Source organism: Novosphingobium aerophilum, assembly GCF_014230305.1.
GTDB lineage: Bacteria > Pseudomonadota > Alphaproteobacteria > Sphingomonadales > Sphingomonadaceae > Novosphingobium > Novosphingobium aerophilum.
This window is the reverse complement of record NZ_JACLAU010000010.1, coordinates 20,075-44,097: the sequence shown is the minus strand read 5'-3', so window position 1 is coordinate 44,097 and position 24,023 is coordinate 20,075. Positions and strand designations below refer to the sequence as shown.

The following is a 24,023-nucleotide window of genomic DNA, read 5'->3' as shown; positions in this document are numbered from 1 at the left end:
GCGGCAAATCCCGACAGGCGATTGTCGGAGTTGCAGCGGTCCCTGCGAAAAAGCGGTTCCCGTTCTTTCGCCGAATGTTCTAAGGCCGCCGATCATGACCGAACAGCGCGACTACAGATCGACCGTCTTCCTGCCGAAGACCGATTTCCCGATGAAGGCCGGCCTGCCCCAGAAGGAGCCGGGCATTCTCGCGCGCTGGCAGGACCAGGGCCTGTACGGCCAGTTGCGCGCGGCCCGGGCCGGGCGGGACAAGTTCATCCTCCACGATGGCCCGCCCTATGCCAATGGCGACATCCATGTCGGCCACGCGCTGAACCACATCCTCAAGGACATGGTCGTGCGGACCCAGTCCTTGCTGGGCAAGGACGCGCCCTATGTGCCCGGCTGGGACTGCCACGGCCTGCCGATCGAATGGAAGGTCGAGGAGGAGTACCGCAAGCAGAAGCGCAACAAGGACGAGGTGCCCGCCGCCGAATTCCGCGCCGAATGCCGCGCCTATGCCCAGAAGTGGGTGAACACCCAGCGCGAGCAGCTCAAGCGGCTGGGGATCAACGGGGACTGGGACAATCCCTACCTCACCATGGACTTCCAGGCCGAGGCGACCATCGTCGGCGAGCTGCTGAAGTTCGCGGAAAGCGGCCAGCTCTATCGCGGCGCCAAGCCGGTGATGTGGAGCCCGGTGGAAAAGACCGCCCTGGCCGAGGCCGAGGTGGAATACGAGGACATCGTGTCCACCCAGATCGACGTCGCCTTCGAAATCGTCGAGGCGCCCGATGCCGACCTGATCGGCGCCCACGTGGTGATCTGGACCACCACGCCCTGGACCATCCCGGTCAACCAGGCGGTCGCCTATGGCCCGCACATCGATTACCACCTGATCGAGACCGGCGGGCGGCGGTACCTGATCGCCGAACCGCTGGTGCAGGAATTCGTCCGCCGGATCGGCCACGAGACCCACGACCTGCACTTCTTCATCAAGGGCGCCTCGCTGGCCGGCACCAGGGTGCGCCACCCGATGCACGCGCTGGGCGGGTTCTTCGCCACGCTGCGCCCGCTGCTCAGCGGTGAATTCGTCACGGTCGATTCGGGCACCGGCTTCGTCCACATGGCGCCCGACCATGGCGAGGATGACTTCATCCTGTGCAAGGCCAACAAGATCGATCCGGTCTTCGCGGTCGAGGGGGATGGCCGGTACCGCGCCGACTGGCCGTGGCTGGGCGGCGAGGGCTCCGTCATCAATCCGAAGTTCAACGCCCCCGACGGGCCGATCTGCTCGGCCCTGCGCGAGGCCGGCGGGTTGGTAGCCGCCTCGGCCGATTACCGGCATTCCTATCCGCATTCCTGGCGGTCCAAGGCCAAGGTGATCTACCGCTGCACCCCGCAGTGGTTCGTGCCGATGGACAAGCACATCGATCCCGAGGGCGAGCACCTGGACGAGATCGAGAAGGCCATGCGCGAACTGGAGGGCGCCGGCACCACGCTGCGCCAGACCGCGCTGCAGGCCATCGACGACACCCGCTTCGTCCCGGAAAAGGGCCGCAACCGGATCCGTTCGATGGTGGAAGGGCGCCCGGACTGGGTGCTCTCCCGCCAGCGCGCCTGGGGCGTGCCGATCACCCTGTTCGTGAACCGCAAGACCGGGCAGTACCTGGTCGATCCGGCAGTCAACGCCCGCATCGTCGCGGCGGTCCATGCCAAGGGGGTGGACGCGTGGTGCGACGACAATGCACCGGCCCTGCTCGGCGACCAGTACCGCGTCGAAGACTATGAGCGGGTCACCGACATTCTCGACGTGTGGTTCGATTCGGGATCGACCCATGCCTTCGTGCTGGAAAGCGGGCGCTGGCCCGAACTGACCTGGCCGGCCGACCTCTATCTGGAAGGATCCGACCAGCATCGCGGCTGGTTCCAGTCCTCGCTGCTGGAAGCCTGCGCGACGCGGGGGCGGGCGCCCTACAAGGCGGTCCTGACCCATGGCTTCACGATGGACGCCAAGGGCATGAAGATGTCCAAGTCGCTGGGCAACACGGTTGATCCGCTGAAGGTGATGGAGACCTATGGCGCGGACATCGTCCGGCTGTGGGCCCTGTCGGTCGACTACACCGAGGACCACCGCATCGGCGACGAGATCCTGAAGGGCGTGGCCGACCAGTACCGCAAGCTGCGCAACACCTTCCGCTATCTGCTGGGCGCGCTCGACGGGTTCGACTGGGCGAGCGAGGGCATCGAGCCGGCGACCATGCCCGAGCTGGAACGCTATGTCCTGCACCGGCTGAGCGAGCTGGACGCCGCGCTGCGCCAGGCGATCGCCGATTTCGACTTCAACGGCTATACCCGGCTGCTGGTCGACTTCTGCAACGAGGACCTGTCGGCCTTCTTCTTCGACATCCGCAAGGATTGCCTGTACTGCGACGCGCCGTCCGATCCCAAGCGCCGGGCCTACCGCACCGTGCTGGACGTGCTGTTCCAGGCGCTGATCCGCTATGCCGCGCCGGTGCTGGTGTTCACCGCCGAGGAGGTCTGGGCCAGCCGCTTCCCGGACCGCGGCAGCGTCCACCTGGAAGAGCTGCACCCCCTGCCCGCCGACTGGCACGACCCGGCCCTGGGCGAGCGCTACGGCGCTTTGCGCGCGCTGCGCGAGCAGGTGACCGAAGCGATCGAGCCGCTGCGCCGCGACAAGGTGATCGGATCGAGCCTGGCCGCCGCGGTCACCCTGCCCGCCGGGGCGCCCGCCGACGTGTCCGCGGCGGACCTGGCCGAGCTGTTCATCACCGCGACAGTGTCGCCCGGGCAGGGCGAGGCCGTGACCGTCACTCCCACCACCGATGCCAAGTGCGGGCGCTGCTGGCGCCACCTGCCCGAAGTGGCCGAGGATGGCGCGCTGTGCGGCCGCTGCGAGGACGTGGTCGCGGCGCAGGACGCGGCCATGGGCGCCGGGGCTTGACCCCGGTCGGGCGGCATCGGCTGGCGGGGCTGATCGCCGCGGCGCTGGTCTATGGCGCCGATCAGCTGGTCAAGCGCGCCATGATCGGCCCGCTGCGCCTGCCCGAGCTGGGCGTGATCGATCTGCTGCCGGTGTTCGACCTGCGCTGGGCGATGAACTTCGGCGTCTCGTTCTCGCTGCTCAGCGCGACCTCGGTGGAGAGCCGCTGGCTGCTGGTCGGACTGACCGGACTGATCGCCGCCGCCGTGCTGGTCTGGCTGCTGCGCGAACGCACGCGGCCCGAATGCCTGGCCCTGGGCCTGGTGCTGGGCGGCGCGCTCGGCAACATCCACGACCGGGCGGTGCTGGGCTACGTGGTCGACTATGCCGACCTCCACTTCGGCGAGTTCCGCCCGTTCCAGATCTTCAACCTGGCCGATGCGGCGATCAGCATCGGCGTCCTGATAATCCTTGCCCGCTCGTTCCTTTCGCGCGACAAGCGCGCCGACGTGGACGGCGATGCCGGGCACGTGCCTTCGGAGAGTTGATACCATGCGCAAGTCCATCCCGCTCCTCACCCTTGCCGGGACCTCGCTGCTGCTCGCCGGCTGCGGATCGGGCGGCGGCTTGCTGAGCCGGGCGCGCCCCGACGAGTTCGCGGTGCAGCGCCAGGCTCCGCTGGTGGTGCCGCCCGACTTCGCGCTGACCCCGCCGCAGCCCGGCGCCCCGCGCCCGACCGACGCCAACAGCCAGCAGCAGACGCTCGACGCCCTGTTCGGCGGATCGGCCCCGCGCAGCGAGATCGAACGGAGCACACTGGGCCGGGCCGGCACCCCCGCCCCGGGAATCCGCACCGCCGTGGGCGATCCCAAGACCAACACCGTCGCCAAGGGCGAGGTGACCCGCGACATCATCGCAGCGCCGCAGGGCGACGGGCGCGAGGCGCAGGTCTCGATCTGACGTCTGTTCCCCTGGCGTGGAATCGGCGCCGGCCCGCTATGGCGCCCGGATTGCGCGCGTAGCCGCTTGACGGGACGGCCGATTTCGCCAAGCGCGTGCACCAGCACGCGTGGCGGAAGAGGGATCGAATCATGAGCGGAGCGGATGTCGTCATCGTCGGGGCCGGGCATGCCGGGGCCCAGGCCGCGCTGGTGCTGCGCCAGGCGGGCTTCACCGGCACGGTGACGATGATCGGCCGCGAAAGCGAGCCGCCCTATGAACGCCCGCCGCTGTCCAAGGAATACTTCGCCCGCGAGAAGACCTTCGACCGGCTCTACATCCGCCCGCCGCAGTTCTGGGGCGAAAAGGACGTGGCGTTGAAGCTGGGGGTCGAGGTCACCGCGGTCGATCCCGCGGCCAAGACCCTGACCCTGTCGGATGGCGGCACCTTCCCCTATGGCAAGCTGATCTGGGCGACGGGCGGCGATCCCCGCCAACTGACCTGCGCCGGGGCCGACCTGGCCGGGGTCCACGCGGTGCGCACCCGCGTCGACTGCGACCAGCTGATGGGCGAGATCGACGGCGGGGTGCGCCACATCGTGGTCATCGGCGGTGGCTACATCGGGCTGGAAGCGGCCGCCGTGCTGACCAAGCTGGGCTGCCAGGTCACCCTGCTCGAGGCCATGCCCCGCGTGCTGGCTCGCGTCGCCGGGCCCGAATTGTCCGCCTTCTACGAAAAGGAGCATCGCGCTCACGGGGTCGATCTGCGCACCGGGGTGGCGGTCGACAGCCTGGTCGGAGAGGGGCGCGTCAGCGGGGTCAAGCTGGCCGACGGCAGCGTGATCCCCGCCGATGCGGTGATCGTGGGCATCGGCATCGTCCCCGCCGTGGCCCCGCTGATCGCGGCCGGCGCCGCCGGGGGCAACGGGGTCGAGGTGGACGAGTTCTGCCGCACCTCGCTGCCCGACATCTATGCCGTGGGCGACTGCGCCAGCTTTGCCTGCGACTATGCCGGCGGTCTGGTGATGCGGGTCGAATCGGTCCAGAACGCCAACGATCAGGCGGCCTGCGTCGCCAAGGCGATCTGCGGCGAGGCCAAGCCCTATCGCGCGTTCCCGTGGTTCTGGTCCAACCAGTACGATCTCAAGCTGCAGACCGCCGGGATCTCGGCCGGCTACGACCAGAGCGTGATGCGCGGCGATCCGGAGGCGCGCTCGTTCTCGGTCGCCTATCTGAAGGGCGGACGACTGATCGCGATGGACTGCGTCAATGCGGTCAAGGACTATGTCCAGGCCCGCAAGCTGGTCGAGGCCGGGGCGGTGATCGATCCCGCGGTCCTGGCCGATGCCTCGGTGCCGCTCAAGGACCTGGTGCCAGCCTGAGCCGCTTCGGTTCGCGCAAAGGCGCGAAGGCGCAAAGGTGGCGTGACTGAGGCGAAGCTCCCCGGCGGAGCAGGCGGTCGGAGCAATCGTCATGATCGGTTTGGGCCGATTCGCGGAAGTCCGGGCGCCACCTCTTCGCGCCTTTGCGCCCCCTGCGCGAACCGCCTTACCGCAACCGCGCCAAGGCCCACCGCGCGGCGTCGGCCACGGCCTCGTCCGGATCGTCGAGCAGCGCCTGCACCGGGCCGACCAGCCCGGCATCGCCGCTGTTGCCCGCGGCATAGAGGCAGTTGCGGACGAAGCGGTCGCGCCCGATGCGCTTGATCGGCGAACCGGAGAACAGGCGGCGGAAGGCGGCATCGTCCAGCGCCAGCAGATCGGCCAGCTTCGGCGCGGCCAGTTCGGCCCGGGGCAGGAAGGCGCGCAGGGCCGCCGCGCTCTGGGCGAACTTGTTCCATGGGCAGACCGCCAGGCAATCGTCGCAGCCATAGATGCGGTTGCCCAGGGCGGCGCGGAATTCCTCGGCCACGGGGCCCTTGTGCTCGATCGTCAGGTAGGAAATGCAGCGCCGCGCATCGAGCCGGTAGGGGGCCGGGAAGGCCTGGGTCGGGCAGGCCCGCTGGCAGGCCTCGCACGAGCCGCAGCGATCGCGCGCCGGAGCCTGGGCGGGCAGGTCCAGCGTGGTGTAGATCGCGCCGAGGAACAGCCATGAGCCGTGTTCGCGGCTGACCAGGTTGGTGTGCTTGCCCTGCCAGCCCAGTCCCGCCGCCTGCCCCAGCGGCTTTTCCATGACCGGGGCGGTATCGACGAAGACCTTGACCCCGACCGGGCCCAGCCCCTGTCGCTGCGCAGCGTCGACCAGCCAGCGGGCCAGGGCCTTCAGCGCCTTCTTGACCGTGTCGTGATAGTCCGCGCCCCGCGCATAGACCGAAATGCGCGCGCGATCGGGATGGTCGGCCAGGGCGAGCGGATCGTCCGCCGGGGCATAGCTCATCCCCAGGGCGATCACGCTGCGCGCCTCGGGCCACAGCGCCTGCGGGCCGCGGCGGTGATCGAAGCGCTGCTCCATCCAGTCCATCTGCCCGTGCATCCCGGCATCGAGCCATTCGCGCAGGCGCAGGGCCGCCTGCCCGGGTTCGGCCGCCGGAGCGATCCCGCAGGCGGCAAAGCCCAGGCGCGCGGCTTCGGCGCGCAGCGCGGCGAGCAGGTCGGTCATGACCGGATCGTTAACCAAGACTGCTTAGGTCCATCTTCACACGCGGGGCTTAGCAGGGCACACCGATGAAGATGGACCTAGGCAATTGGCAGGCAGCGGGCAACGCGCCTGATTCGCAACCCGTCCCGGCTGGCGCCGCAACCGATCGGCCGCTGGCGATCGAGGCGCGCGGGCTGGTCAAGCGGTTCGACGGCTTCACCGCGGTCGACGGGGTGGACCTGACCGTGCCCGAAGGCGCGATCTATGGCGTGCTGGGCCCCAACGGGGCGGGCAAGACCACCACGCTGCGCATGCTGCTGGGGATCATCGATCCCGACGAGGGGGTGCGCCGCGTGCTGGGCGCCGAGCGGCCGCACGACGTGGCCCATGCGATCGGCTACCTGCCCGAGGAGCGCGGGCTCTATCCGGCGATGAAGGCGCACGAGGCGATCGCCTTCGTCGGCGCGCTGCGCGGGCTGCCGCTGGCCGAGGGCCGGCGCCGCGGCAAGCTGCTGCTGGAGGAGCATGGCCTGGGCTATGCCGCCGACCGGCAGATCCGCCAGATGTCGAAGGGCATGGCGCAGCAGGTCCAGATCCTGGCCTGCCTGGTCCACGAGCCGCGGCTGGTGATCTTCGACGAGCCCTTCTCCGGGCTCGACGCGCTCAACCAGGGCAAGCTCGAGAAGATGATGCGCGGTCTGGCCGAGCGCGGCACCACGGTGATCTTTTCCACCCACGTGATCGCCCATGCCGAGCGGCTGTGTGACCGGATCGCGATCATCGCCGGGGGCAAGGTGCCCTTCGCCGGGCCGGTGGACCTGGCGCGCGACCGGATCCGCCCGCAGGTGCGGCTGGAGACGCGCGCCGCCGAGGGTGCCTGGCGCGCGGCCCTGCCCGCCGATGCGCGGCATGACCGCAAGCTCGACGGATCCAGCTTCTTCTACTTCCCCCTGCCCGAAAGCGGGATCGAGCCGCTGCTGCGCGCGCTGATCCAGGGCGAGGCGGGGATCCTTTCGCTGTCGATCGAGCGCGCCGGGCTGCACGATGCCTTCGTCGCCATCGCCGGCGAGGCCGCGGCGCGCGCGCTGGACGCCAACCCCGAAGAGGAGCGGGCCCGATGACCACGACCCCCGACCGGTCCGGCGGCCGCCTGACCGCCCTGTCCGCCGCCCTGGTGGTCGCCCGGCGCGACTTTTCCGCCGTGCTGTTCTCGCGCAGCTTCCTGGCCTTCCTGATCGGCCCGCTGTTCATGCTGGCGGTCAGCGCGCTGGCCAGCAGCGTGGGCCAGCAGGTGGAGCAGAACGCCGGCCGGCCGCGGCTGGGCGTGGCCATGGCCCCGGCCGACACTGCGGCGATGACCGCGGCGGCGCGGCGGATCGATGGCGAGCTCGATCGCCTGCTGCCCGAACTCGTGCCCCTGCGCGCCCAGCCCGGCGAGGCCCCGGCCGCAACCCTGGCGGGACAGCGCGGCGCGGTGGACGCGGTGCTGAGCGGCACGCCCGAGCATCCGGTCCTGACCGGGTCGGCCGGCATGGTGGAAGCGCAGCAGGTGCCGGTGCGGCTGATCGCCGCCGCCGCCCTCGACACCCGGCCGCGGGCCATGCCCAAGGTGACCCTGGCCCCGGTGGCGGTGCCGTCCGGAACCAACAAGATCGCCCGCATGCGCACGGCTCAGCTCGGCCAGACCGTGCTGTTCCTGCTCACCATGCTCCTCGCCGGGATGGTCCTGTCCAACCTGGTCGAGGAGAAGGCCAACAAGATCATCGAGATCCTGGCCGCCGCCATCCCGATGGACGCGGTGTTCCTGGGCAAGCTGTTCGCCATGCTCGCGGTGTCCTTCGTCGGCATCGCGGTCTGGGGCCTGGCCGCGGGCGGGGTCCTGCTGGGCGGCGGGCATAGCCTGGCCGAGCTGGCCGCGCCGGCGGTCGGCTGGCCAGCCTTCCTGGCGCTGGGCGTGGCCTATTTCGCCATGGCCTATCTGCTGCTGGGCGCGGTGTTCCTGACGATCGGATCGATGGCCTCGACCGTGCGCGAGGTGCAGACGCTGTCGATGCCGGTGACCATGCTGCAACTGCTGGTGTTCTTCTTCGCCACGGCCGCGGTGGGCGCGCCCGATTCGTGGATGGCGCGCACGGCCCAGATCGTGCCGTTCAGCAGCCCCTTCACCATGCTGGCGCGCGCTGCGATGGAGCCGGGCCTGGCCCCGCACCTGCTGGCGCTGGCCTGGCAGGCGCTGTGGGTGACCCTGTTCGTGCGGTTCGGCGCCCAGTTGTTCCGCCGCCGCGTGCTCAAGTCCGGCCCGGCCGGCGGGGCCCAGGGCCGCTCCGGCGCAAGGCGCTGGCTGCGTCTCGGGAGGGCCTGACCAGCCGGTTCGAAACGTGCTTCCCCGGGAAAGAATATTACGCTAGGATGTTAACCTTGCAGACCCGGATGGACCAGCGATGACCCCTGACCGCCGTGCGTTCCTCATGCTGCTGGGCGGCGCTTCGGCGCTGGCCCTGGCAGCGCCGCGGATTGGTTCCGCGCGCAGCGGGGCGGACCGCCCGCCCCGCACCTGGCCGCTTCAGCTCAGCGAGGCCGAGTGGCGCCGCCGCCTGACGCCCGAACAGTTCCACATCCTGCGCGAGGCCGGCACCGAACGGCCCGGCACCTCGCCGCTGCTGCGCGAGCACCGGCGCGGGACCTTCGTCTGCGCGGCGGACGGGCATGCCCTGTTCGCCTCGTCCACCAAGTTCGAAAGCGGGACCGGCTGGCCCAGCTTCTGGCGTCCCCTGCCCGGGGCAGTGGTGAAGCAGAGCGACCGCAGCCTGGGGATCGAACGCACCGAGGTGCTGTGCGCCCGCTGCGGCGGCCACCTGGGCCACGTGTTCGACGACGGACCGATGCCGACCGGCGACCGTTACTGCATGAACGGCGTGGCGCTGCGCTTCGTCCCCGGCTGAATCTGCGCAATTCGTTACAGTCGTGTCGGAACTGACCCCGAGACCGCCTTACTCCGCATGGTAAGGTCCAAGGGCTTAAGGGCAGGCTGACGGGATTCTTCACAACGGACGGGCCAACCGTCCACCCCGTACGAGAGGACCAATCCGATGACCAAGCGCGCCACCGTCCCCGTCGAGGATCGGCCGGAGTCCCCGGTCGCGGCGCTGCAGCCCCGGCTGGCCGCGCGCCTGCGGGCCGCCATGCTGCCCGGCGACCAGCCGCTCGGCGACGAGGCGCTCGACGCCGCCGCCGCCTTCGTCCTGGCCACGGCGGCGCGCCGGGCGCCCGGCGAACCGGCGATCGCGATCGAGACGGTATCGGGGGACGGCGCCGGGCAGCGGCGCTTCATGCGCGTGGCCGTGATCAACGACGACATGCCCTTCCTGGTCGATTCGCTGGCCAGCACCGTGGCGGCGCGCGGGATCGGGATCGACCGGCTGGTCCACCCGGTCCTGGCCGTGCGGCGCGACGCCGGCCATGCCCTGACCGACCTGCCCGAGGGCCCGGCGGCGGTCGGCGAGCGGCGCGAATCGATGATCTACATGGAGGCCGAACGGATCGACGCGCGCGGCCGCAAGGCCCTGGCCGCGGCGCTGGCCGACACGCTGGGCGATGTCCATGCCGCGGTGCGCGACTGGCCGGCGATGCAGGCCGCGATGGCCGCCGACGCCGACCGCGCCGCCGACAGCGAGGGCGCGGCCCTGCTGCGCTGGCTGAAGGACGGAATGCTGACGCAGCTCGGCCATCTGACCTACCGGCGCGACGGCACCGTCGCCGATGCCCTGGGCATCTGCCGCCGCGATGCCGGGGGGATCCTGGGCGACATTTCCTACCAGCGCGCCTTCGCCTGGTTCGAGCAGCCCGGCGCGCGCGCGCCGCTGATCGTCAAGTCGAACCGGATCAGCGCGGTCCACCGCCGCACCCCGCTGGACCTGTTCATCGTGCCGGTGGTCGATCAGGGGCGGGTCACCGCGCTGTCGGTCCATGCCGGGATCTGGACCAGCGCCGCCCTCGCCGCCCCGCCGATGCACGTCCCGCGGCTGCGCCAGCAACTGGGCGCGCTGACCCAGAAGTTCGGGTTCGATCCCGGCGGCCATGCCGGCAAGGCGCTGGTCCATGCCCTGACCGCCCTGCCCCACGACATCGTCATCTCGTTCGACGACGGCGATCTGGAGCGCACCGCGACGACCATGATGAGCCTGGTCGACCGGCCGCGCCCGCGGCTGGTGGTGGTCGCCGCGCCGCTCGCCCGGCACCTGTTCGTCTTTGTCTGGCTCCCGCGCGAGACGATCTCGACCGCCACCCGGCTGCAGATCCAGGCCCTGGTCGAACAGGGCTGCGCCGCGCCGGTGCTCGACTGGTCGATGGAGATCGAAGGGCCGCTCGCCCTGCTGCGCTTCGTGCTGGACCTCGAGGTCGATGCCAAGGTGCCCGAGGAGGAGTCGCTCGACGCGCAGCTCCAGGCGCTGGTGCGCGGCTGGGCCGCGGCGGTCGAGGCCGAGATCGCCAAGAGTGAGGAGCCGGCCCGCGCCGCTGCGCTCGCCGGGCGCTATGCCGAGGCCTTTCCGCTGGCCTATCGCAGCGACCACGGCCCGGCCGAGGCCGCGATCGACATCGCCTATCTGCGCCGGCTGGGCGACAGCGGCACCCGCCGCGCGGTGCGCTTCCACCGCTTTGCCGAAGGCAGCACCCGGCTGCGCCTGAAGCTGTACCAGCGCCACGGCACCCTAGCCCTGACCGAGGCGGTGCCCGCGCTCGAGAACTTCGGCTTCCGCGTGATCGAGGACGTGCCGACCACCCTCACCGCGCGCGGCGAGACCCTGGCGACGATCCACGACTTCCTGCTTGACGCGCCCGGCACCGAGGGTGCGGCGCTGCACCGCCATGCGCCGATGGTCGAGGACGCGCTCGCCGCCGTGCTCAATGGCGAGGGCGAGGACGATGCCTTCAACCGCCTGATCACCGGCACCGGGCTGTCCGCGCGCGAGGCCAACTGGCTGCGCGCCTGGTATCGCTATCTGCGCCAGGCGGGCCTGAGCTTCGGCGTGGCCACCGTGGTCGAGGCCCTGGCCAATGCCCCCGCGGTGACCCTGGGGCTGGTCGACCTGTTCCGCGCCCGCCACGAACCCGGGCGCAGCGGCCGCGAGGCGCTGGTCGCCGCCGCCGAGGCGCGCATCCGCGACGGGCTGGGCAAGGTCGCGGCGATCAACGACGATCGCCTGCTGCGCCGCTACCAGGCGATGGTCGGGGCGATCCTGCGTACCAACGCCTTCACCGCCCATGCCGCCGAGGCCCTGGCCTTCAAGCTCGATTCGGCGCTGGTCCCCGGCCTGCCCAAGCCGGTGCCATGGCGCGAGATCTGGGTCTATGGCGGCCGGGTGGAGGGCATCCACCTGCGCTCGGGCCCGGTGGCGCGCGGCGGGATCCGCTGGTCCGACCGGCGCGACGACTTCCGCACCGAGATCCTCGGCCTGATGAAGGCCCAGCGCGTGAAGAACGCGGTGATCGTGCCGACCGGGGCCAAGGGCGGGTTCTATCCCAAGCGCCTGCCCGATCCGACGCGCGACCGCGACGGCTGGCTGGCCGAGGGCAAGGCCAGCTACCAACTGTTCATCCGCACCCTGCTGACCATCACCGACAACATCGTCGAGGGCCGGGTGGTCCACCCCGCCGGAGTCGAGGTGCGCGACGGCGAGGACCCCTACTTCGTGGTCGCCGCCGACAAGGGCACCGCAACCTTCTCGGACACGGCCAACGGCATCGCCGAAAGCGTCGACTTCTGGCTGGACGATGCCTTCGCCAGCGGCGGTTCGAAGGGCTATGACCACAAGGCCATGGGGATCACCGCGCGCGGCGCCTGGCTGTCGGTGCAGCGCCACTTCTTGGAACTGGGTGTGGACGTGCAGCGCGATCCGGTGCGCGTGGTCGGCTGCGGCGACATGTCGGGCGACGTGTTCGGCAACGGCATGCTGCTGTCCAAGGCGATCCGCCTGGTCGCCGCCTTCGATCACCGCCACGTGTTCATCGACCCCAACCCCGATGCCGCGCGCAGTTGGGACGAGCGCGCCCGCCTGTTCGCCCTGCCCCGATCGAGCTGGGACGATTACGACAAGGGGCTGATCAGCGCCGGCGGCGGCGTCTTCCCGCGCAGCCTGAAGGAAATCCCGCTGAGCCCCGAAGCGCGGGCCGCGCTGGGGATCGAGGCCGAGACGATCGATCCCGACAGCCTGATCACCGCGATCCTCAAGGCCCCGGTCGACCTGCTGTGGTTCGGCGGGATCGGCACCTATGTGAAGGCCGCGGGCGAGAACAATGTCGACGTCGGCGATCCGGCCAACGATGCCCTGCGCGTCAACGGCGGCGAGGTCCGCGCCCGGGTGATCGGCGAAGGCGCCAACCTGGGCTGCACCCAGGCCGGACGGATCGAGTTCGCGCTCGCCGGCGGGCGCAACAACACCGACTTCATCGACAATTCGGCCGGGGTCGACTGTTCGGACAAGGAGGTCAACATCAAGATCGCCCTGGCCGCGGCCAAGCGCGCCAACCGCCTGAGCGAGCCCGACCGCGTCACCCTGCTGGGCGAGATGACCGATGCCGTGGCCGCGCTGGTGCTGGAGGACAACCGCCTGCAGGCCCTGGCCCTGTCGATCGCCGAATCCGGCGGGCCGACCGTCGCCGCGACCCAGTTGCGGCTGATCGACGTGCTCGAGGCCAACGGCCAGCTCGACCGCCGCACCGAAGGTCTGGCCGACCGCGAGACCTTCACCCGCCGCCTGGCCGAAGGGCACGGGCTGACCCGGCCTGAACTGGCGGTGATCCTGTCCAGCGCCAAGCTGGCGGTGCAGGACGCGCTGGAACATTCGGCCCTGCCCGATGATCCGGCCATGCGGGACGAGCTGCTGGCCGCCTTCCCCGCGGCGATGCGCACCCGCTTCGCCCCGGAGATCGAGGCGCACCGGCTGCGGCGCGAGATCGTCGCCACGCGGCTGGCCAACCGGATCGTCAACCGCATCGGCATGGTCCACCCGTTCGAGCTGATGGAAGAGGAAGGGGCGACTGCCGCCCAGGTCGTGGCCGCCTTCTTCGCCGCCGAACGGCTGTTCGGGCTGGACGGGCTGTGGCAGGCGATCGAGGAGACCGCCATGCCCGAACCGGCCCGGCTGCGCCTCTTCGCCGAGGCCGCCGTGGCGACCCGCGCGCACATGGCCGACCTGCTGCGCGCCGGAGGGGGCACGCTGGTCCCCTCGGTGCTGGTGGCCGACCTGTTGCCGGGGGTCTCGGCCCTGGCCGATGCGGCCGGATCGCTGCTCGCCGGCGATACGCTGGCCCTGGCCGCCCGCCGCGAGGCCGATCTGACCGCGATCGGCGCCCCGGCCGAGCTCGCCGCGCAGGTGGCCCGGCTTTATGCGCTCGACGGCTCGGTGGGACTCGCCCGGCTGGCGCGGGAGGGCGGCGCCGAACCGGTCGCACTGACCCGGGCCTTCATCGACCTGGGCTTCCGGCTCGGGCTCGACTGGGCCCAGGGCACCGCGGCCCGGCTCGATCCCGCCGATCCGTGGGAACGCCTGCTGGTGGCCGGTCTGGCGCGCGACTTCCAGCAGATGCGGCTGGACTTCCTGCGCCTGCACATGGCGGGCCGTCAGGACGACCCGCTGGCCGGCGTGGCCGCCTGGGCCGAAGCCCAGGACACCGCCATCCGCCAGTTCCGCACCATGGTCGCCCGGGCGCAGGCCGCGCTGGGCGCCAGCCCGGCAATGCTGGCTCAGATCGCCAGCCAGGCGCGCAACCTGCTGGGGCGATGAGAGACGTCTGATGAGATTGGGCGGGCGCTGGCGCGAGGGGTCAGCGCCCGCCATTCCGTCCTTGAGTCATCCTGAAACAAGTTCAGGATGACGACCGGCGGAACAGGGCGACCGCTACCCGGCGTCCGTGGCTTCCGGCTCCACCCGCGCGAACAGCAGCTTGTCGATCTTGCGGCCATCCATGTCGACCACCTCGATCCGCCAGCCCCGCTCGACGAAGTGTTCGCCCTCGGCGGGGAGCCGCTTGAGCACCGACAGGACGAAGCCGGCCACGGTGGCAAAGTCCCGGTCATCGGGCAGGGCGATGCCGAAGCGGCTGACCAGGGCATCGGCCGGCAGCGCGCCCGAAACCAGCAGGCTGCCATCCTCGCGCGTGACGATCATCGGATCTGCGCCCTCGTCCTGGTACGAGGCGAAATCGCCGACGATCGCCGCCAGCAGGTCGGCCGGGGTCACCACCCCTTCGAGATGGCCGTACTCGTCATGGACCATGGCCATGGCCACGTCGGCGTTCTGGAGGATGCGCAGCGCGTCCATCGCGTCGAGCTGATCGGGGACGATCTCGGCCTTCTTCATCAGCCGGGCAACCTGCAGCCGCTTGCCCGCCAGCAGCACCGAGAGCACGTCCTTGGCCTTGACCACGCCGACGATCCGGTCCGGCGCGCCATCGGTGACCGGCCACAGCGAATGCGGCGATTCCTTGAGCAGGGCCCGCACCTCCACCTCGGTGGCGCGACGATCGATCGTGTCGAGTTCGGTCCGCGGGGTCATCAGTTCGCGCACCGGGCGATCGGCCAGGCGCATGATCCCGGTCATGATCGCCCGTTCGTCCTCCTCGATCACGCCGGAGCGGGTGGCCTCGGCGAACATCATGTGCAGCTCTTCCTCGGTCACCTCCTGTTCGGAGGCCGAGCGCAGCCCGATCAGCTTCATCAGCAGGATCGACGAGCCATCGAGCAGCCAGACCAGCGGCGCGGTGACGCGGGACAGCACGCGCATCGGCTGGGCGGCGATGATCGCGATCGGCTCGGCCAGGCGCAGCGCGACCTGCTTGGGCACGAGCTCGCCCACCACCAGGCTGAGATAGGTGGTCGCGGCGATCACCAGGGCGAAGCCGACATCATCGGCATAGCGCGCCGGCAGCCCCACCGCGGCGAGCCGCTCGCCCACCGGGCCGCCCAGGCTGGCGCCGGAATAGGCGCCGGCGATGATCCCGACCAGGGTGATCCCGATCTGCACGGTCGACAGGAACTTGCCGGGATTGTCGGCCAGGGCCAGGGCGCAGCGCGCCCCGCGCGATCCGCGCTCGGCCGCGATCTTGAGCCGCGCCGGACGGGCCGACACGATCGCCAGCTCGGACATCGAGAACAGGCCATTGAGCAGGATCAGCCCGACGATGATGAGGACATCGGACCAGGGGAACGGGGCGCCGGTTGGGTTCACGCCTTACGGGCTAGCAGAAAGGGCGCGCGCGGCGAAGGGGGCGCGGGACGATTTGCACGTGGCGGGGACCCGGCGCGGCCCTGTGGTCGGCTGCGTGCTCGGTTGCGGGCATGGGGCCGGTTGCGAAGGTAATGGGGAACTTTGCTTGCCACGCAGCCGTTCATTGCGCGATCATCTTTGACGCGCCAGTCTGGGTGCGAACTGAGGACCGTGCGTTCGGACAGGCGTTCGGCCACAGGACAGTCAAGGAGACCGCCGGGATTGGACATGCCGTTCGTCCCGGCCGCCAGGAAGGACCGCATCATGAAGAAAAGCCGCATCCTTATCTCCAGCCTCTGCGCTGTCTCGCTGGTCAGCCTGTCGGCCTGCGTCACCGATCCCAACACCGGGGAGCGCAAGGTGTCGCGCACCGCGATCGGTGGGGGCGTGGGCACGCTGGGCGGCCTGCTGCTGGGCGGGCTGATCGGCGGGGGCACCGGCCGGATCATCGGCGCGGGGATCGGCGGGATCGCCGGGGCCGCGGTGGGCTACACCATGGACAAGCAGATCAAGCAACTGCGCGAACAGACCGCCGGGTCCGGGGTCGACGTCTCGGCGGTCGACAATGGCCAGGCAATCCTGGTCAACCTGCCCGACGGCGTCACCTTCGACGTCGCGTCGTACAGCCTGAAGCCGGAATTCCGCGCCACGCTGGACAAGGTTGCCGACAGCTTGAAGCAGTATCCCAACAGCCTGATCGACGTTTACGGCCATACCGATTCCACCGGATCGGACGCCTACAACCAGACCCTGTCGGAAAACCGGGCGCGGACCGTGGCCAATTACCTGTCGATGCAGGGCGTATCGCCCGCGCGCATCCGCAGCCAGGGCTTCGGCAAGACCATGCCCGTGGCCGACAACGCCACCGACGACGGGCGCCGTCGTAACCGGCGGGTGGAAATCAAGATCGTGCCGGTCACCACCGACGACGTCGCCCGGGCGCGCTCGGGACAGTAAGGCCCGCCTCCAGGGCCGCAGCGGCGCTCCGGGGCGACCCGGGGCGCCGTTGGCGCGAGTGCTCGGGTGGGCGCCTCGGGTTGGCGGGGATGCGTGGCCCGCTCGATCGGGCGTCCCGCCGATCGAATCATCGCACGGCCTTGTCCCGGGGTGCCCTTCCCGACCCCGCTTTGGCTGAGCTTGTCGAAGCGCATGCGCCAACCCTTGACCCGGACGCTGCTGCTTACCGCGCTGCCCCTTACCCTGCCGCCACCCTATCCTGCCGAGAGCCGCGCGGCCCGCTCGGCCAGCCGGCCCACCGCCGCCGTATGGATCGCGGGCGCCGTGACCAGCACCCCGAAGGCGCGCGGATCGGGCTTGTTGTAGTTCAGGGTCTGGCCGAAGGCGTCGCTCACCGCGGCGCCGGCCTCGCGCGCGATCAGCGCGGCGGCGCCGATGTCCCATTCCCAGCCCCAGCGCAGCGTGGCGAGCAGATCGGCCTCGTCGGCGGCGACCATGGCGATGCGCAGCGCGATCGAGTTGGGCTTGTCGACCAGGACCAGGTCGGCGTCCTCGGCCGAGAGCGCGTCGGCGGGCACGCGGGCGCCGGTGAGCGTGCGCCGGCTGCTGGCGACCAGGCGGCGACCGTTGCGCCAGGCGCCCTGCCCGGCCTCGGCGCGCCAGAATTCACCGCGGGCCGGCGCGCAGAGCATGCCGAACAGGGGGCGGCCGGCGCTGATCAGGGCGACCGACACCGCCCAGCCGGGGCGCCCGCGGATGAAATCGCGCGTGCCGTCGACCGGATCGACCAGCCAGATCAGTCCGCCGTCGAGCCGTTCGGGGGCATCGGTGGTCTCTTCGGACAGCCAGCCCGCGGCGGGCAGCAGCCGGGTCAATTCGCGCCGCAGGTAGCGATCGACCTGCAGATCGGCCTCGCACACCGGGTTGTCGGGCGATTTCTCCCAGACCTGCGGAGCATGGCCGTTGCCCGGCCACAGATCGAGCGCGATCCGGCCGGCCTCGGCGACGATCGCCTGCAGGCGCGCGCGATCAATCACGCCCAGCCATCATGGGCGCCATCACGGGCGCCATCATGGGGGCAATCCCGCGAGGCCGCAGCGATCTTCTTGCTAATGCTTCGCATATGCTGACATCTCCTCGCAGATCCCGGCATGGTCAAGCGTCATGGCCCTTTTCAAGCCCGCTTCCTTCGCCTATGCGCGGCGCTGAAGGGCGATTCAATCGCTCGCTTAACTGGTTTCCCGCCCATCGCGGCCAGCCGCCGCCGGGCCTTATTAGCGGAAAGAGCCAAGGCGATGAACATCCACGAATACCAGGCCAAGGAACTGCTGGCGAAGTTCGGCGTCGGGATCCCGGCGGGCATTGCCGCGCTGACCGTGGAAGAGGCCGTCGCCGCCGCCAAGCAGTTGCCCGGGCCGCTCTATGTGGTCAAGGCGCAGATCCACGCCGGCGGGCGCGGCAAGGGCAAGTTCAAGGAACTGCCGGCCGATGCCAAGGGTGGCGTGCGCCTGGCCAAGTCGATCGAGGAGGTCGAGGCCTTCGCCCGCGAGATGCTCGGCAACACCCTGGTGACGATCCAGACCGGTGAGGCCGGCAAGCAGGTCAACCGCCTTTACGTGACCGACGGGGTCGACATCGCCAAGGAATACTACCTGTCGATGGTGGTCGACCGCGCCACCGGTCGCGTCGCGATGATCGTCTCGACCGAAGGCGGCATGGACATCGAGGAGGTCGCCCATTCGACCCCCGAGAAGATCACCACGATCGTGATCGATCCGGCCGAGGGCTTCATGCCGCACCATGGCCGCGCCGTGGCCTATGGCCTGAAGCTGGAGGGTGAGCTCAACAAGCAGGCCCAGGTCCTGGCCAAGCAGCTCTACGAGGCCTTCATGGCGCTCGACTGCGCGATGCTCGAGATCAACCCGCTGGTTGAAACCAAGGATGGAAACCTCCTGGTCCTCGACACCAAGATGAGCTTCGATTCGAACGCGCTCTACCGTCACCCCGACGTGATGGCGCTGCGCGACGAGACCGAGGAGGATCCGGCCGAAATCGAGGCGAGCAAGTACGATCTGGCCTACATCAAGCTCGACGGCGACATCGGCTGCATGGTCAACGGCGCGGGCCTGGCCATGGCGACCATGGACATCATCAAGCTGAACGGCATGTTCCCGGCCAACTTCCTCGACGTGGGCGGCGGCGCCACCACCGAGAAGGTCACCGCGGCGTTCAAGATCATCCTGTCCGATCCGGCGGTGAAGGGCATCCTGGTCAACATCTTCGGCGGCATCATGAAGTGCGACGTGATCGCCGAGGGCATCATCGCCGCCGCCAAGGAAGTGAACCTGTCGGTCCCGCTGGTGGTCCGCCTGGAAGGCACCAACGTCCAGCAGGGCAAGGACCTGCTCAACAATTCGGGCCTGCCGATCGTTTCGGCCAATGATCTGGGCGATGCCGCCGCGAAGATCGTGGCCGAGGTCAAGAAGGCCGCCTGACCGGCCCAACGGGTCCAGTCAGCCATTCGGTTCCTGAAGGGCCTCGCCGGCAACGGCGGGGCCCTTCGACGTTGGTCGGGCTGGCGGACCCGCCCGGCCATTTTTGCGCCATGTACGATCGGGGACTTGACCTTGTCCGCGCGCGGCGCAATGGGTCAGCGGGAATTTAATCGATCGGCTAAACACCCCGCAACGGGCATCGCGGCCCGGGAGAGGCGCCGACCGACAACTGGAAGGGCAGTCCACGATGAAGATCCTCGTGCCCGTGAAGCGGGTGATCGATTACAACGTGAAGCCGCGTGTGAAGTCTGACGGGAGCGGGGTTGACCTTGCGAACGTGAAGATGAGCATGAACCCGTTCGACGAGATTGCGGTGGAAGAGGCGATCCGCCTGAAGGAGAAGGGCGCGGCGAGCGAGATCGTGGCGGTGTCGGTGGGTCCGGCGAAGGCGCAGGAGACGCTGCGCACGGCGCTGGCGATGGGCGCGGACCGGGCGGTGCTGGTCCAGGTCGAGGACGGCGCCGAGGTCGAGCCGCTGGCCGTGGCGAAGATCCTGAAGGCGGTGGCCGACGAGGAGGCGCCGGGCCTGGTGATCTGCGGCAAGCAGGCGATCGATGACGATTCGAACCAGGTCGGGCAGATGCTGGCGGCGCTGCTCGGGCGGCCGCAGGGCACCTTCGCCTCGGCGGTGGTGGTCGAGGGCGATGCGGTGGTGGTCACCCGCGAGGTCGACGGCGGGCTCGAGACGGTGAAGCTCGCGCTGCCGGCGGTGGTGACGACCGACCTGCGCCTGAACGAGCCGCGCTATGCCTCGCTGCCGAACATCATGAAGGCCAAGTCCAAGCCGCTCGCGGTCAAGACCCCGGCCGACTACGGGGTCGACGTGACGCCGCGGCTCAAGACGCTGAAGGTGGCCGAGCCGCCGGTGCGTTCGGCCGGGATCAAGGTCCCCGATGTCGACACGCTGGTCGCCAAGCTCAAGGAAATGGGCGTAGCCTGATCACTCACCTTCCTCCGTTCGTGTCGAGCGAAGTCGAGACACGCTGCGCGAGGCATCTCGACTTCGCTCGATGCGAACGGGGATGGGTTGAAAGGAATTGCGAAGATGAACGTTCTCGTCTGGGTCGAACACGACAACGCGTCGGTCAAGGATGCGACGCTGGCGGCGGTCACGGCCGCGGGGCAACTGGGTGAGGTGACCGCGCTGGTCGCCGGCGCGGGCTGCGACGGCGCTGCTGCGGCCGCCGCGCAGATCGCCGGGGTGGGCAAGGTGCTCAAGGCCGATGATGCGGCCTATGCCCATGCGCTGGCCGAGAATGTCGCGCCGCTGATCGTGGCGCTGATGGCCGGTTATGACGCCTTCGTCGCCCCGGCGACCAGCCACGGCAAGAACGTGGCGCCGCGCGTCGCCGCGCTGCTCGACGTGATGCAGGTCTCCGAAGTCCTCTCGATCGACGGGCCGAAGACCTTCACCCGCCCGACCTATGCCGGCAATGCCATCGCCACGGTCGAGAGCAGCGACGCCAAGCTGGTGCTGACCGTGCGCGGCACCGCCTTCGCCAAGGCCGCGGCCACGGGCGGCAGCGCGGGCATCGAGGCGGTGTCGGGCACGGGCGATGCGGGCCTGTCCCACTTCGTCGGGGCCGAGATCGCCAAGAGCGAGCGGCCCGAACTGGGCAGCGCCAAGGTGATCGTCTCGGGCGGCCGCGCGCTGAAGGATGCGCAGACCTTCCAGGACGTGATCTTCCCGCTGGCCGACAAGCTCGGCGCGGGCGTCGGCGCGAGCCGCGCGGCGGTCGATGCGGGCTATGTCCCCAACGATTACCAGGTCGGCCAGACCGGCAAGATCGTCGCCCCCGAGGTCTATGTCGCGATCGGCATCTCGGGCGCGATCCAGCACCTCGCCGGCATGAAGGACTCCAAGACCATCATCGCCATCAACAAGGACGAGGACGCCCCGATCTTCCAGGTCGCCGACATCGGCCTCGTCGGCGACCTCTTCGCCCTGGTGCCGGAGCTGACGGGCAAGCTGTGAACCCCGACAACAGCCGAGACAAGGAAAGCCCCGCTTCGGCGGGGCTTTTTCTTTGTCCCGAAAGCAATACGCCATTCAGTCTTGAAGGACTGATGTTGTTCCGGTTACTCTCCGCGACAGGTGCAGGAGGTGGTCATGGCCGTCAGTGGAACTGTTTGTCGGGCCTGGCCCACAGTCCCGGTCCTTGCCTTGGGCGCCCTGCTGGCTTCACCGGCCACGGCCGCTGGAAACGCGAATGGCAACCTGCTGTCGCCGAGCAGCCCCTGGCGGCTGGACTACGACAGGGACCGTTGCGTGATGTCGCGCCGCTTCGGCAGCGAGAACGACCCGTACTTCCTTCAATTCATCCGCTATGAACCGTCGGACGGCTTCGCGTTCAACCTGATCGGACGCCGCTTTGCCACCGTGGACAACCGTCCTGACCTGCGTATCCGTTTCGGCAGCGGCGGAACCCCGGTCAAGGTTTCGACCATGACCGGCCGCCTCGGCGATCTGCCGATGATTTTCGCCAGCGCCCGACTGGACAACCTGGACTGGAACGAGGACAAGTCCGGCCCACCCCCGGCTGTTCCGCCGACCACCGAGGCGTCCGTCACCGAGGTGCAGGTCGCGCTAAAGGGACAACGCCTGACCTTCAAGCTGGGCCCGATGGATAGGCCGATGGCGGCGATGCGCCGCTGCGAAGCGGACCTCGTCCGATCGTGGGGACTCGATCCGCAAGTGCAGGCGGCCCTCGCCACCCGGGTGCAACCGGCCACCCCACCCTACCGCTGGCTGCAAACGGAAGACTATCCCGAGGGCATGTTGCTGGCCGGGCAACAGGCGATCATCGCGTTTCGCCTGATGGTGGACCTCCAGGGAAAACCCACCGCCTGTTCGGTGCAGGCGAACATCGCCCGCGACAAGACCTTCGCTGAGACAACCTGCAAGGCACTGATGCGCCGGGCGCGCTTTACGCCTGCCAGATCGGCGACGGGGGACGCCGTGGTCAGCTTCTACGCCAGCCGGGTCAACTGGGTCATCCCCTGAGCCTCGGGCGACGCAGGAAATCGCTCAGGGCTGGCGCTCGTAAAGCACCAGCACGGTGCCATTGTCGCCGCTGTGCTCATGATAGGGCACGAAGCCGAGCCGTGCGGCCACCCGTTCCGAAGCGACATTGCCCTGTTCGATCATGCAGGCGATCCGCTGGCGGCCGTGGGTCCGATCGAACCAGTCGAGCACCGTGGCCATCACCTGGGTCGCCACGCCCCGGCCCCACCAGTCCTGACCGATGATCCAGCCCGCCTCGGCCACGTCGTTCAGGCCGGGCAGGCCGCGCCAGCTGCGGAACACCCCGCAGTGCCCGACCAGCGCGGGCCGTCCCGCCTCGCGCACCATCAGCGTGCCATATCCGTGCAGGGCCCAGCTGCCCGCGTTGCGATAGAGCCGGGCGAAGCTGTCGCCCTCGTCAGGCTGGTGGCCCCCGAGGAACCGCCGCATCGCCGGATCGAGCGTCAGGGCATGCAGATCGGCATGATCGGCGGCAGTCGGCCGCCACAATTCGTAGGGCCCGGCACGGAGCAGCGGTCCGGCATCCGCCTCGATCACAGGAACACCTCCACCGCATGAATGGCGAGGCCGAACAGCCCCCCCACCAGCGTGCCGTTGATGCGGATGAACTGCAAGTCCCGCCCCACGGCGCCCTCCAGACGGTCGGTCACCGTGGTCGCATCCCAACGCTTGACGGTCTCCGAGACCAACTGGACGATCTGCGCGCCATAGCGGCTGGCCAGGCCCACCGCGGTCCGCCGGGCGAACCGGTTGATCTGGACCTGCAGCAGCGGATCGTCGCGTAGCGCGCGGCCCAGATCGCTGAGCCCGTCGCTCAACGGGATGCCGCTGCCGGCCGAGGGATTGCGGGCCAGCGCGATGAGCGCGGCACGAATCTGTTCCCACACCCCCTGCCACCATTCGGCCACAGCCGGGTTGGCGAGCAGATCGCGCTTGGCCTGTTCGACCCGATCGCGCGTGGCGGGATCGTGGACCAGATCCTGGGCGAGCGTCTGCAGTCCCTCCTCGATCTTGCCGCGCAACGGGTGCTCCGGATCGACGATCACTTCCGCCAGCAGCTTGTAGAGGCCGTCCAGCACCGAGTTGGCGACCCGTTCGTCAAGCCCGGTCCAGCGCAGCACGGCATTGGCGCGGCGATGGATCAGATCGCGCACCAACTCCTCGTTGGCTTCCAGCGTGAACCCGGCCCAGCGCACCAGGCTGCCGATCACCGGCCGGTGGCGGCCATCGGCGATCGCGGTTGACAGCATGCGCCCCAGCAGGGGCGCGAGCTCAAGCCGACCGAGCTGGCGGACCAGACCACCGCGGACCTGGCTGCCAAGCCGTTCGGGATCGAGCGATTCGAGCACCTGGGCCGCCAGCTCTCCCGCCCCGGCCCGCAGCCGCGATCCGTCCGAAGAGCGCGGATCGGCGAGCCATGTGCCAAGCGCACCCGCCAGGTTGAGGTCCTGCAGGCGGCGGGCGATCACCGGCGGGGTGAGGAAATTGTCGCGCAGGAAGGCCGCCATCGTATCGGCGATGCGGTCCTTGTTGTCGGGGATGATCGCCGTGTGCGGGATCGGCAGGCCCAACGGGTGGCGGAACAGCGCGGTGACGGCGAACCAGTCAGCCAGCCCGCCGACGAGGGCCGCCTCGCTGAAGGCCAGGACCCAGGCCCAGGCGGGGTGCACGGGCTGCAGGTGGCGCGAGACCAGGAACAGCCCGGCCATGGCCACCAGCAGCCCGGTCGCCACCCGGCGCATCCGCCGGGCCCGATCGGGGGATGCCCCGCCTCCCGGGCG

The 24,023-nt window shown here is 69.8% G+C and carries 18 protein-coding genes; 13 read left to right on the top strand and 5 right to left on the bottom strand.

From position 1 onward, the window contains the following. Positions 1-94 precede the first annotated feature (94 nt). From ileS to H7F49_RS08755, 4 genes are all read left to right on the top strand, one after another. Positions 95-2,944 (top strand): isoleucine--tRNA ligase, encoded by a 2,850-nt coding sequence (gene ileS / locus H7F49_RS08770; protein WP_185683217.1) that lies wholly within the window; start codon positions 95-97, stop codon positions 2,942-2,944. Beyond that, positions 2,941-3,471: a signal peptidase II gene (lspA, locus tag H7F49_RS08765; protein ID WP_185683216.1), complete on the top strand. Its 531-nt coding sequence runs from the start codon at positions 2,941-2,943 to the stop codon at positions 3,469-3,471. The genes ileS and lspA overlap by 4 nt, the downstream gene beginning before the upstream one ends. Before the next feature lie 4 nt (positions 3,472-3,475). Beyond that, positions 3,476-3,883 (top strand): DUF3035 domain-containing protein, encoded by a 408-nt coding sequence (locus H7F49_RS08760; RefSeq protein ID WP_185683215.1) that lies wholly within the window; start codon positions 3,476-3,478, stop codon positions 3,881-3,883. A gap of 131 nt (positions 3,884-4,014) precedes the next feature. After that, complete coding sequence (locus tag H7F49_RS08755; RefSeq protein ID WP_185683214.1) at positions 4,015-5,244, top strand: NAD(P)/FAD-dependent oxidoreductase; 1,230 nt, start codon at positions 4,015-4,017, stop codon at positions 5,242-5,244. A gap of 166 nt (positions 5,245-5,410) precedes the next feature. Here H7F49_RS08755 and queG read toward each other — a convergent pair whose 3' ends face one another. Further along, positions 5,411-6,460: a tRNA epoxyqueuosine(34) reductase QueG gene (queG, locus tag H7F49_RS08750; protein WP_185683213.1), complete on the bottom strand. Its 1,050-nt coding sequence runs from the start codon at positions 6,458-6,460 to the stop codon at positions 5,411-5,413. A gap of 65 nt (positions 6,461-6,525) precedes the next feature. Here queG and H7F49_RS08745 point away from each other — a divergent pair, with 65 nt between their 5' ends. The 4 genes from H7F49_RS08745 to H7F49_RS08730 all read left to right on the top strand — a co-directional run bounded on the left by H7F49_RS08745 (position 6,526) and on the right by H7F49_RS08730 (position 14,223). Then, positions 6,526-7,560, top strand: coding sequence for an ABC transporter ATP-binding protein (locus H7F49_RS08745; protein ID WP_185683212.1), 1,035 nt, complete (start codon positions 6,526-6,528; stop codon positions 7,558-7,560). Further along, positions 7,557-8,801, top strand: a complete 1,245-nt coding sequence (locus tag H7F49_RS08740) for an ABC transporter permease (protein ID WP_185683211.1) — start codon at positions 7,557-7,559, stop codon at positions 8,799-8,801. The genes H7F49_RS08745 and H7F49_RS08740 overlap by 4 nt, the downstream gene beginning before the upstream one ends. Before the next feature lie 79 nt (positions 8,802-8,880). Continuing rightward, entirely contained in the window at positions 8,881-9,381 is a 501-nt protein-coding gene (msrB, locus tag H7F49_RS08735) for a peptide-methionine (R)-S-oxide reductase MsrB (RefSeq protein ID WP_185683210.1), read from the top strand. Positions 9,382-9,528: 147 nt separating this feature from the next. Beyond that, the gene (locus H7F49_RS08730) at positions 9,529-14,223 is read left to right on the top strand and encodes an NAD-glutamate dehydrogenase (protein ID WP_185683209.1); all 4,695 of its coding nucleotides are present in this window, start codon (positions 9,529-9,531) and stop codon (positions 14,221-14,223) included. A 114-nt stretch (positions 14,224-14,337) separates the two neighbouring features. Here H7F49_RS08730 and H7F49_RS08725 read toward each other — a convergent pair whose 3' ends face one another. Then, positions 14,338-15,666, bottom strand: coding sequence for a hemolysin family protein (locus H7F49_RS08725; RefSeq protein WP_185683208.1), 1,329 nt, complete (start codon positions 15,664-15,666; stop codon positions 14,338-14,340). Between the two features lie 303 nt (positions 15,667-15,969). Here H7F49_RS08725 and H7F49_RS08720 point away from each other — a divergent pair, with 303 nt between their 5' ends. Beyond that, positions 15,970-16,662, top strand: coding sequence for an OmpA family protein (locus tag H7F49_RS08720; RefSeq protein WP_185683207.1), 693 nt, complete (start codon positions 15,970-15,972; stop codon positions 16,660-16,662). Between the two features lie 254 nt (positions 16,663-16,916). On the opposite strand, the gene H7F49_RS08715 is transcribed toward H7F49_RS08720, so the two are convergent. After that, positions 16,917-17,699 (bottom strand): 3'(2'),5'-bisphosphate nucleotidase CysQ, encoded by a 783-nt coding sequence (locus H7F49_RS08715; protein WP_185683206.1) that lies wholly within the window; start codon positions 17,697-17,699, stop codon positions 16,917-16,919. Positions 17,700-17,957: 258 nt separating this feature from the next. Between H7F49_RS08715 and sucC the strand changes: the two genes are divergently transcribed. The 4 genes from sucC (at position 17,958) to H7F49_RS08695 (ending at position 22,221) form a co-directional block, all read left to right on the top strand. After that, complete coding sequence (gene sucC, locus H7F49_RS08710) at positions 17,958-19,157, top strand: ADP-forming succinate--CoA ligase subunit beta (protein WP_185683205.1); 1,200 nt, start codon at positions 17,958-17,960, stop codon at positions 19,155-19,157. Between the two features lie 247 nt (positions 19,158-19,404). Then, complete coding sequence (locus tag H7F49_RS08705) at positions 19,405-20,157, top strand: electron transfer flavoprotein subunit beta/FixA family protein (protein WP_185683204.1); 753 nt, start codon at positions 19,405-19,407, stop codon at positions 20,155-20,157. 105 nt (positions 20,158-20,262) lie between these two features. Next, positions 20,263-21,192 carry an electron transfer flavoprotein subunit alpha/FixB family protein gene (locus tag H7F49_RS08700; protein ID WP_185683203.1) on the top strand — a complete coding sequence of 310 codons (930 nt, stop codon included), beginning with the start codon at positions 20,263-20,265 and terminating at the stop codon, positions 21,190-21,192. Between the two features lie 189 nt (positions 21,193-21,381). Further along, on the top strand, positions 21,382-22,221 hold the full coding sequence (locus H7F49_RS08695; protein WP_185683202.1) for an energy transducer TonB: 840 nt from the start codon (positions 21,382-21,384) through the stop codon (positions 22,219-22,221). A 24-nt stretch (positions 22,222-22,245) separates the two neighbouring features. Here the strand turns inward: H7F49_RS08695 and H7F49_RS08690 are convergent, their stop codons facing one another. Together H7F49_RS08690 and H7F49_RS08685 are read right to left on the bottom strand one after the other, a co-directional pair. After that, on the bottom strand, positions 22,246-22,779 hold the full coding sequence (locus tag H7F49_RS08690; RefSeq protein ID WP_328806625.1) for a GNAT family N-acetyltransferase: 534 nt from the start codon (positions 22,777-22,779) through the stop codon (positions 22,246-22,248). Beyond that, positions 22,776-23,984 carry a DUF445 domain-containing protein gene (locus H7F49_RS08685; RefSeq protein ID WP_185683201.1) on the bottom strand — a complete coding sequence of 403 codons (1,209 nt, stop codon included), beginning with the start codon at positions 23,982-23,984 and terminating at the stop codon, positions 22,776-22,778. Before H7F49_RS08685 ends, H7F49_RS08690 begins: the two co-directional genes overlap by 4 nt. Positions 23,985-24,023 lie beyond the last annotated feature (39 nt).